The following is a 9,538-nucleotide window of genomic DNA, read 5'->3' as shown; positions in this document are numbered from 1 at the left end:
TTCCAAATATTTTTTTAAACTTTTCGATTTTCTCTATTGTTTCAGCCCTTCTTTATACAATTTTCAATGCTTTTTTCGTTGTATTTTAAAGCCTTGGATATACGATCTGTTTTCCCCGGAAACCCTGTATCCACAATGCTTTCAGGGAAAGCAGGCCACATTGAATATGATAGAATCAGCCATACATTGTGTTTGGAAGCGTGTAAATGCTGCCTAACTTTGTGTAACAAATGAGGGGATAAGAAAAGTGAGACAAAAGCTGCAGGCAGCAACAAAAAGAGTTTTTTAAGTTTTTTCATATGGCAAGCAATCGTTAGAGGTCAGTCCGTTTCTACGGAAGGACCTTTTTTTTTGATTCTGCTGCTGTGCAATTGTTATTCCGGATGGGCGCAATACATTCTTGATTCCTTTAAATAAAAAAGCGGATCTCTTATATAGGAGATCCGCTTTATTCATTTCAGGCAAGACAAACGTTAGAGGCCAAATGTTTTGTTTCACTGGTTATAGAACACTAAAATAAGGGATTCTATTAACAATAAATTAACTAACAACTGTTTTTTTTAAAAATTAGAAATTTTACGGGATTTTATTGATCATTTTTTAATGCTGATCGTTAAGCAACAGCGGTTTTCGAAATAAATAACGTTAAAAATTAAACATTCCGGCTTCATGGGCCCGCTGCAAAAATGACAACAGTTTAAAGTGGCATGAATTATGACTATCTTTGTATTAAGAAGTTATTCATTAACTTTTTCATATGGCAAGCAATCGTTAGAGGTCGGTCTGTTTCTACAGAAAGACCTTTTTTTTTGGCTGTTAGATTGCCACTGAGATACAGAGGCACTGATTTTTTTATTCCCATTTCCCGGCATTCAAAGCAACCGGGGATTTGGAGCACCGGTTGCTTTGATCTTCCCGCCTACAAAAGCCCCCGGGCAACTCAGCGGGTTTCATTCAGCAACCCAAACGTTCTCTGTGTTTCAGCGCTTCGGTCGCAAACAGAGCAACATAAAAAGGAGGCTGTTTTAACAGCCTCCCTGAAAGGTACAGTATTTATTGGAAGGGGTTGCCGGGGAAATTTTCCGGAAAAAGTTCTTATTTGGTATTCATCTGCTGGATCAGCTGCAGCAACTGGGCTTCAGACACTTCCTGCAGGTTAAACGTGATCCCCATGAAATTCTTCCCGGCATCAGGCGTAATGGTAACATCCCGCATCTCTGCATAAAATTTACCGTTCACTGTGCTCATGGCCAGGAAGGTTCCATTGGCCCCGATGGGGACGCTGTTCTGGTAGCTCAGCAATCCTTCTTTTCCCGCAATGGGGTTAAAGATGGGGTTGTACAGTTTTACAAGCGTATTCACTCCGGAAACTTTAAAGAACAGTTCGGTAGGATCCTGCCCGGAGTAATTATTGCCGGTTTTAATGTTGAACTTATCGCCAAAGTATCCCAGTACTGTGGTCTTGGGGGCCGCCACATTGTAGAGGGCATCGCAGTTCCTCCAGTCGCCCAGGTTATCCAGCGGAAAATAGGTCGTAGCAGCATTGCCAACCCCAAAGGAACCGGGGATCTGCGCCCAGGCCATTCCTTTTTTAATTGTATAAGTCTGGGTAATGGTGGTATAAACGTTTTCGTGGTTGTAGCCGCTGTATTCTGTGCTTACTGTTGTATCTCCGTCCCACATCGGGATCTCACGGTTGGCCCCATTGGCATTAACCCCGGCAATGGGCACCTGAACATTCGGAGGCTTTTGCTGGGGATTTAAGGCCAGCTGCTGCCCGTTCTGTTCTGCCGTAACAAAGGCTTCGCCAAAAGTTTCCAGTATCTGGCCGGCATCCGTTACCGGGGGCTTGTCTGCCAGGATCATTTCACTGGGTTTAATAAACACACGGGCGGCTACAGCCACATTACCGGTTACTATGGCCCCGCCGGGTTTTACAAAAGCATTGGGACCAAAAGTAATCTTTGTACCGTTCTGCAAGGTAATGGTACTGCCGGCGCCGGCATCCACTGTAAATTTTTCCACGGCAGGTTCATGCGCTTTAAAAAAGCGGATCATTTTTTCTACATCTTTTTGATACGTGCTTTGCGGGTCAATAGGTGTATTGTCTTTTTTGCAGGCATACATAAACACAGCCAGCAGCAATACCATCAGGGCGGGAAGCGTATTCTTTTTCATAAACATTTATTTTTAAATTTTAAAAAAGAGGGTTCTGCCTGTATATCAACAGACCGGGCCTGTTGTTACCCATACCGGGGAATAAAAAGGCACCGGAATGAAAATTATTTTTCCCGGTTTTACTATGAGGTGGGTTTACGGCTATAGCAGCCGCTTGTGCCGGAGAATAAGTGTGGCTGTAATGACCGCACCGGTAATCAGCAGCAATGAAAGGAGGATAGCAGTGGATCTTTTTTGCCGGATCATCAGCGGCAGGTTATTGCCCTGGTAAAAGTAGGCGGCCCAGTAAAGAGGGTTTTGTTCTGCTGCAGTGGGGTGTTTTTCCAGGTAGGCGGCTCTTGCTTTTTGGAGTGCTGCGGCCGGGTCTGTTGTTGCAGACAAGGCACTGTAAAAGTCCCGGATAAGCTCGCCCGATGCTGCATCATCTACTTCCCAGCGGGAGGAGAGCACTCCGTCAACACCCTTACTCAGCAGGATCCTGCCAAGGCTCTGCATACCTTCTCCCTGGCGCAGGATGCCGGATCCCGTTTCACAGGCGGCCAGTACCACCAGGGGCGACCGGGTAGTGATATACTGGAGCGCCCCCAGGTAAAGCCTGTTCTTTAAAACCAGGTAGGGCTGCTTTTCTGCTGCATTAGCTACGGCATGTGAAGCCAGGTGGATGATGTTGCCGGTGTTTAGCGCGGCCATAAAAGCAGAATCAGAAGTGAGCCCGGCCTCATATTGCCGGGTAACGAACCGCCGGGCCAGGAAAGAGCGCTCTTTTGCAGATTGCGGCAATGCCGGAAAACCCAGGTGCGGCTTTTCAAAACTAAAGACCGCTACCGGCTTGGGGGAATGGCTCACCGGCGGCGAAAACGCATTTTGCAGAAACGTAAAACTATAACTGATGGATGTGAACGCCCCCCAGTACCGGGGCTGGCCGGGGCTGGCGCAAAGCGCTTCAAATGGCAGGTTGTGCAGTTCTCGGTCCGGAGAGATCAGGACAGCCGGCAAGGTACCCGCCAGCCAGGGATTCCAGGTATTCAGCAGCCCGAACGATTGTTGGTAGTAAGCGCCCGGATCCCGGTTAAATGCAGTAGTACCGGTATAAAAGTACCTCTGCAGGAACCCGTTCAGCTTTTTTATATGCGCCTGTGTATTGGTATCCAGCCGGTGCCGGAAAACACCATTCTGGATATGGATGATATACGAATAACTGTCTCCCAGGTAATAGCTGATGATGGTTTGACTCCGGGCGCTTGTGCGTACCCAGTTATTAAATACCTTATAGGAAGGCAGCTTCAGCAGGGTAATGCTTTCCCGTTCTTTGAGGTTGAGCTCAAACTCCAGCCGCTGAATGTTTTGACGGATCTGCTGCTGATACGCTCCTTCCGGGGTTTCGGCCAGGAGCACGTATAAAGAGCGCAGCTGATCTACCCATTTTTTATTGCCGGTAAGCAGGGCGTCCTGCTTCCAGTGCGCCGTTCTCCGCTGTTCATTGATCAGCATCCGCCCCTTGGACAATTCCGTAAGCCAAAGCGCCTTAACCAGGTATTCCGGGTCCCGGTACTGGTCAAACAGCTGGTGGTATAATGCAATAGCAGTTTCCGAATATTTTTTATTGGCATAGGCTGCCGTATTGCTGTTGAGGGAGGAGGGGAGCAGTTGCTCGGTGTAATAATCGTTCAGCACGGCCTTTTCAAACCAACGGGCGGCTTCTGCCTGGTCTTTATATAACAGTGCGGTAGCCACACCAAAAAGCGCCGTGGTCACTTTAAAATCGGGGAAGAGCCCGTTTTCATTCAGCCGGAAATAATGCAGGGCCTTGTTGTGCCAGGCAAGGGCGCTGTCCGGCAGCTGCATCAAAAGGTAGGCATTACCGGTTTCAATGGCCGTTTCTACGCTCAGCTCTACGTTGTCTGCAGCCACGTTCCTGTCAATCTCCCTCAGGTAATAAAGCGACTCCCGGTGCCGGCCAGACAGGTTCAGTAGGCGGGCCCGGGCCAGGAATGTGGTCAACAGGGCCGTGGAAGCGCCGGCCTGTTTTTTGCCCAGCTGCAGGGCTTTTTGGTTCCAGGTGCGGGCGCTGTCTGTATTTCCGGCTTCAATAAAATACTCTGCTTTTAAATTATAAAGCGGCAGTGCATCAAGGCTTCCGGCAGTTACGCCCCCGAGCCCCAGCGCAATGGTGCTTTGAAGCGCGGCATCATCATGCATCCGGAAATAGGTGGTGGCCAGGTTCAGGTACAGCCCGGGTATAATGCCTGTGCGCCGCGCAGCAAGCGCTTCATCAATGGCCCGTTGCTGAATGTAGACGGCCTTGGAAAAATCGCCCACCCGCGTGTAATTATTTCCCAGCGGTTTGGCAATATATTCCTCAAAGTCCATTTCTTTTTTCAGCTCCGGATCCTGTTTGTACTGCTCATAAAAAGCATAGGCCTGCTCATACCAGTTTACGGAAGCCGGCACCTGTCGCTGTGTTAGCAAATGCCAGCCGGTGTTGATAAGAAAATGATAACAGGCTTCTTTTTCCTCCCTGGTACGGGGCGCTCTCCATAACGCTTTTTTCAGGAACTCCTCCTGGTTAACGGCCAGCCCCGGATCTGCATCCAGCTGATCAAAAAGAAAATTGGCGCAGGCTTCCAGGTCGTCTTTTTGTTTCATCTGGCGGTACCGGGTCTCCAGGGAATCTGATGGCGGAGCCCCGGAAAGAAGCAGGAAAGCCAGGAGCAGCATCCATATCCGGAATCTGCCGGCGCCTACCGCTTTTCGTTGAACAGGGCTGCAAAAGGGGCCTCCATTGCTGTGTAAAACAGGAACGGTTTGCCCGCTATCGTGGCGGAACCGCGGGGGGGCCCCAGGTGCTGGTGTGCCTAAAACCGCCATCCTGCGTAAAGGAACCCGTACCCGGTATTTTTACTGTTATAATAATACCGGACGCCCAGGTGGGGGCCCAGCTTTACTTTTCCCAGCTGCAGGTCCATAAAGGGCTGAAGCCGGATATGGGAGAAGGCTTTTATTTTTTCGGAACGCTGTTGCTGGTACCTGTCACTGGTTCCATTGGCTGATATCCCTTGATAGGTAAGCCCCGTCTCAATTTCACCTCCCATATCCGCTGTAACACTAATGCCGGCTCCTGCTGAAAAGTAATTACCAAAATTATGGCGTAACTGTACCGGTATCAGTTTTACCTGTGATACCCTGTTGGTGACTGAAGAGTCGATCTTATTATACACCAGTTCTTTTCGCCCTTCTACCGGAATCACCCCTGCCCTGTCCAGCACATAATTGCCGGCATTGGTCCGGATCCCCTGCCGGTAATACAGTTCAAACTGTAAAAACGGACGGAAAGGGGCCAGGGGGGCTATTCCCACGCCGGTCACCAGCCCATCGCTCACCCGCTCCTTTCCCCATGCTTTTTCAAAACCCGCCATTACAATGGGCGACAGGCTTTTCTTAAACCGGCCCGTAGCATAGTTGGTGAGTATGGGCTCGTTTTTATCAAAGTAAATGGCTGTCCGGGCGTTAAACGGTACCGGGTCCAGCTTTTTCTTTGTTACAATAGAGAACTCCATAAACCCCTTGGTGCTGTCCTTATCCTCTATCCCCTTTTGATTGGTGCCGGGCAGGTAAATCCCGTGCAGCGTAAACAGCAGCCCGCGCTCTTTTTGCTCCAGCTCCCAGCAACCCCGTTTTTCCGCTCCCGGCTGACAGGGCGGGCAAAACGGGGAAACATCTTTGACCGCTACTGTTTGCGGGTCAAGGATCCCGGGCACGGTAATATCCAGCGCGATCCGGCGTGCCGGCCCCTTGCCGGTATTTTGAAAACGTACCTTGTACGTAAGCTCTTTGTGTTTGCTTAAAAAACGATACCCCAGCCGGCCTCCTTTTAAATTCATTTTATTCGGATCATGTGAGTTAACCACCGGGATGTTGAGCCGGTGCATGACCGGGTTCCCATTTTTGGGAACATATACTCCCGTAACGGTTACGGTAGCATTGGTATCCCTGATCATTTCCGGCGTTACTTTCAATTCTGCAAGGGCAAAATGCGCGGCTCCCGGGGCCGTTTTTCCCAGCTCGATCATATAGCTGCTTTTATACAGCATCATCGTGCTTAAAAAGGTGTTGGACGCTTCCGCAGCATTCAGGACCCTGACCACCGATGAAGGCGGGCTGCCACTTTCCGTGATCTTTAGCTGCTTCCCCGGCTCCAGGCCGGCCATCAGCCCCGGAGACCCCGGAGCCAGGCTATCGCCATTGTTAAAAAAGCGAAACCCTTTGTTGGCCCCTACATTTTCGAAACAGGTCTGCTCAAACACTTTCTCATTTAAAAACAGGTACAACTTCCCCTCGTCCTCTGCGGTGCCGGTATTCTTCCAGCCAGCCAGCAGCACCATGGTGTCATTGGGCTTTGCCATACAGTTATACTTCAGTTCAAAGACCCCGTTGGCTTTAAAAAAATCCTTTTCAGCGGTTGAAACGGATGCCAGGTTATTGTTATTCCCTTTACCCGTCACTTTGATTTTTTTCCGCGCAGGTTTTTTTCCGTCATCGTAATTATTCACCGCGTATAAGTACACATCGTACTCCTTTCCATCTGCATAATTGTGCTGTGGAGAAGCTTCTGTACTGAAATGCCCGTCACCAAAATCCCACAAATGGGTATAAAAGGGCTCAGGAGCACCGGGTATCTGCGTAAGCGCAGGCAGTGGGGCCGAAAAGCGGATACCGGCTGAATCCGTGGCGGTCCGGATCGAACTGTCTGCAATGAACAGAGAAGGTGCTACAGACTGGGCTTGTATTACAGGCCCTGCAAGCAGCATTCCAGACAATATAAGTGCTGGTCTCAATTTTAGTTGCCACATACTCATAAATCAGCAGATCTTTGAAATTGTTACCTCATTAAGCAGGTACCGGCAACCCATTTTATATCCCCAAGACAAGGCAATCGACCGGGTCCACCACTCAACTGGCCGGAACAGAGGGGAAATTTGAAGCGGGCCGCAAAAAACATTCTGCATGGTAAATATATTCAATATTTTTGAGAACCTTAATTTTAGAAGATTGCATACAGACCACCGGTATATTGAAGCATTGCGGAATAATGACACAGCCCTGCTTTCTGAGATCTATCGCAAATATGCGCCATCCATTGAAGCCTATCTGCGCTCAAAAGGGGCCGATGCGGACGAGTGCGGGGATATTTTCCAGGAAGCCCTGATCGATATTTTTAAACTGGCCGCAGATGGTAAATTTGTGCTTACCTGTCCGTTTGAGGCCTTCCTTTTGCTGGTATGCAAAAGGAAATGGATCAACCAGCTGAAGAAAAAATCAAGATCAGGGGTAACAAAAAGCCTGGATGAGGGATATCATTACCTGAAAGATGAAACAGAAACGGAGGCTGCAGCACACGCCGACCAACTGGAGCAGGAGGCGCTGGTAATGACCCTGCTGGAACAGCTCAGTGAGCGCTGCAGGGAGATCATCAGGGCATCCTACCTCAGCGATTCACAGCAAAAACTGGCAGAACAGCTGGGTGTGAGCTATGCCTACCTCCGGAAAAAGAAATCCATCTGCATGTCTGAATTAATTGAATTAGTCAATCACAACCGCACCCCATGAATCTTTACGAACAAATAGAAGCTTATATCTCAAATGCGCTGTCCCCGGAGGAGCGTGCTGATTTTGAGCGGCAGCTGGCACAGGACCCCGAGATAAAAAAAGCATATGATGACTGGCTTTATACGGAAGCTGTTGTTCAAAAACATGAAACCGCCGAAAAACAGGTTCCCCAGCTGAGGGCGCTGCTGGAGCCGCTGACCAAAGCCTATTTTGATAAACAACCAGCAGTGGTACGCCGGACCGGCCGTGTAAGAAAGCTAATGCTGGCAGCCGTTGCGGTGGCGGCAGTCTTTGTGCTGTTTATCCTTACACCGGCAGGTATAGACCGCTACCCGGTTACACCTATGCCCAATGTAGTGGTAAGAGGTGCTGCCGATCATAGCAAAGAGGGCGGACAATTATTTAATGCGGAACAATACCCGGCAGCCCTTCCGCATCTGAAAGCAGCAGCAGAAGGTGATCCGGAGGATGTAATGGCTGCGTTCTATTATGGCGTATGCCTGCTGAAAACAGAACAGCCCGCAGCGGCACTGCCTGTTTTTGAAAAACTGCTGCAAAGCAGTTCCGTATACCAGGAAGACAGTTATTTTTTTGCTGCGTTATGTGCCTATAAAACAAGCAACCGGGCACTGGCAGAAAAATATGCCACTGCGGTTCCGAAAAATAATGTTTATTACAAAAATGCGCAACGCATTCTCAAAAAGCTGAAGTAGAGCGAATTTGAAGAGTTGAATCCCGATGACTATCGCATGCGCGTCAAGATAAAAAACAGGTCTATTGCCATAAAATGTAGCACGAATAAGCCTTGGGGGGCCAAAAAAGATCGGGTCGTTTTGATAACAAGCAGGCGCAGCGCGCCGCAAATGATTGTAACAGGAACGCCCAGGAACTTGCCCGTAGCTGTAACGCAGCGGGGATCTATTTGGGAAGGCTTATGTTACCGGTGCGCTGCACCTCCATTCCATCCTGTGTTGGTTGCTAATAAGAGCAACGCTGCGCTGCAGCTTTTGCCTTGGACTACTAAATTCGTAAAATCAACTTGACGCATATGCGGTGACTACCGGGAGTGGGAATGTGAAAATTAAGATCCGTTACACAGCTCCATGTTTCTTGTTTTGATCCATATCCTTTTCGAGGTCATAAACCGGGAAAATTAACAGGCAATAGACTGCCGGGTATAAAAGCAAATTTCAATTGATTCAGATTTCGGATTTGAGAATTTGAAGATTTGAAAATGCGGAGACGTGGAAATGCACCGGTCATGCAACCGGGTATGAGGCGTGAAACCGAACCGGCACGAAGCTTTGAACAGAGCACTTTGAACCAGGGACCCTCCTGCGATCCACGAGCAGTGAAGCACAGCGCTAACCTGAAACAAATAATGAAGCACTATGGCGCCTGTTTCCAGTAGCGGCCAAACACTCCTATATAGGTTTCTTTACGGGTGGGTGCCACTATGCGCCCGCCTTCTTTTACGGGATTACCGGCATCTATGTAAGTGGCTGTTACAAGCGCATACAGGAATTGATCCTGGTAATCCACAACGGGCGGAATTTGTGTACGGCTTACCGCCGGCTGGATGAATTTGATAAATCCGTCTTTGGAAGGTTTGGTAAAGTAGGCGACCAGCACAACGCCGATGATGAATAACAGTATGCCCCTTCTGAATTTCATATTTTATTTATTTGGAGGAACAGGAACTGAGAAGTGGTCAGTGAGAAGTAGTGAACAGGTGCAGGCCTGTTCACATTTC

The 9,538-nt window shown here is 48.9% G+C and carries 7 protein-coding genes; 2 read left to right on the top strand and 5 right to left on the bottom strand.

The window, feature by feature from the left end; translation table 11 throughout:
* Window positions 1–41 precede the first annotated feature (41 nt).
* The 4 genes from BLS44_RS23700 to BLS44_RS23685 all read right to left on the bottom strand — a co-directional run bounded on the left by BLS44_RS23700 (window position 42) and on the right by BLS44_RS23685 (window position 7,028).
* Complete coding sequence (locus BLS44_RS23700) at window positions 42–299, bottom strand: hypothetical protein (protein WP_090393119.1); 258 nt, start codon at window positions 297–299, stop codon at window positions 42–44.
* A gap of 796 nt (window positions 300–1,095) precedes the next feature.
* Window positions 1,096–2,178 (bottom strand): hypothetical protein, encoded by a 1,083-nt coding sequence (locus BLS44_RS23695; RefSeq protein ID WP_143019907.1) that lies wholly within the window; start codon window positions 2,176–2,178, stop codon window positions 1,096–1,098.
* A 141-nt stretch (window positions 2,179–2,319) separates the two neighbouring features.
* Window positions 2,320–4,896, bottom strand: coding sequence for a CHAT domain-containing protein (locus BLS44_RS23690; RefSeq protein WP_176954535.1), 2,577 nt, complete (start codon window positions 4,894–4,896; stop codon window positions 2,320–2,322).
* A gap of 137 nt (window positions 4,897–5,033) precedes the next feature.
* Window positions 5,034–7,028, bottom strand: a complete 1,995-nt coding sequence (locus BLS44_RS23685) for a PKD domain-containing protein (RefSeq protein WP_449578810.1) — start codon at window positions 7,026–7,028, stop codon at window positions 5,034–5,036.
* Between the two features lie 154 nt (window positions 7,029–7,182).
* Here BLS44_RS23685 and BLS44_RS23680 point away from each other — a divergent pair, with 154 nt between their 5' ends.
* Together BLS44_RS23680 and BLS44_RS23675 are read left to right on the top strand one after the other, a co-directional pair.
* Window positions 7,183–7,785: an RNA polymerase sigma factor gene (locus BLS44_RS23680; RefSeq protein ID WP_090393112.1), complete on the top strand. Its 603-nt coding sequence runs from the start codon at window positions 7,183–7,185 to the stop codon at window positions 7,783–7,785.
* Window positions 7,782–8,498: a tetratricopeptide repeat protein gene (locus BLS44_RS23675; RefSeq protein ID WP_090393110.1), complete on the top strand. Its 717-nt coding sequence runs from the start codon at window positions 7,782–7,784 to the stop codon at window positions 8,496–8,498. The genes BLS44_RS23680 and BLS44_RS23675 overlap by 4 nt, the downstream gene beginning before the upstream one ends.
* A gap of 676 nt (window positions 8,499–9,174) precedes the next feature.
* On the opposite strand, the gene BLS44_RS23670 is transcribed toward BLS44_RS23675, so the two are convergent.
* Complete coding sequence (locus tag BLS44_RS23670; protein ID WP_090393108.1) at window positions 9,175–9,459, bottom strand: hypothetical protein; 285 nt, start codon at window positions 9,457–9,459, stop codon at window positions 9,175–9,177.
* Window positions 9,460–9,538: the final 79 nt, after the last annotated feature.

The sequence above is a fragment of the Niabella drilacis genome, from assembly GCF_900101395.1.
In the GTDB taxonomy this organism is placed as follows: Bacteria; Bacteroidota; Bacteroidia; order Chitinophagales; family Chitinophagaceae; genus Niabella; species Niabella drilacis.
The sequence above is the reverse complement of the archived record's forward strand: the minus strand, read 5'-3'. Positions and strand labels throughout refer to the sequence as shown.

What these genes read in the sequence shown, in the direction of transcription:
- BLS44_RS23700 (WP_090393119.1), bottom strand. Translation starts at nt 299, where the DNA reads ATGAAAAAACTTAAAAAACTCTTTTTGTTGCTGCCTGCAGCTTTTGTC.
- BLS44_RS23675 (WP_090393110.1), top strand. Translation starts at nt 7,782, where the DNA reads ATGAATCTTTACGAACAAATAGAAGCTTATATCTCAAATGCGCTGTCC.
- BLS44_RS23685 (WP_449578810.1), bottom strand. Translation starts at nt 7,028, where the DNA reads ATGTGGCAACTAAAATTGAGACCAGCACTTATATTGTCTGGAATGCTG.
- BLS44_RS23670 (WP_090393108.1), bottom strand. Translation starts at nt 9,459, where the DNA reads ATGAAATTCAGAAGGGGCATACTGTTATTCATCATCGGCGTTGTGCTG.
- BLS44_RS23695 (WP_143019907.1), bottom strand. Translation starts at nt 2,178, where the DNA reads ATGAAAAAGAATACGCTTCCCGCCCTGATGGTATTGCTGCTGGCTGTG.
- BLS44_RS23680 (WP_090393112.1), top strand. Translation starts at nt 7,183, where the DNA reads ATGGTAAATATATTCAATATTTTTGAGAACCTTAATTTTAGAAGATTG.
- BLS44_RS23690 (WP_176954535.1), bottom strand. Translation starts at nt 4,896, where the DNA reads ATGCTGCTCCTGGCTTTCCTGCTTCTTTCCGGGGCTCCGCCATCAGAT.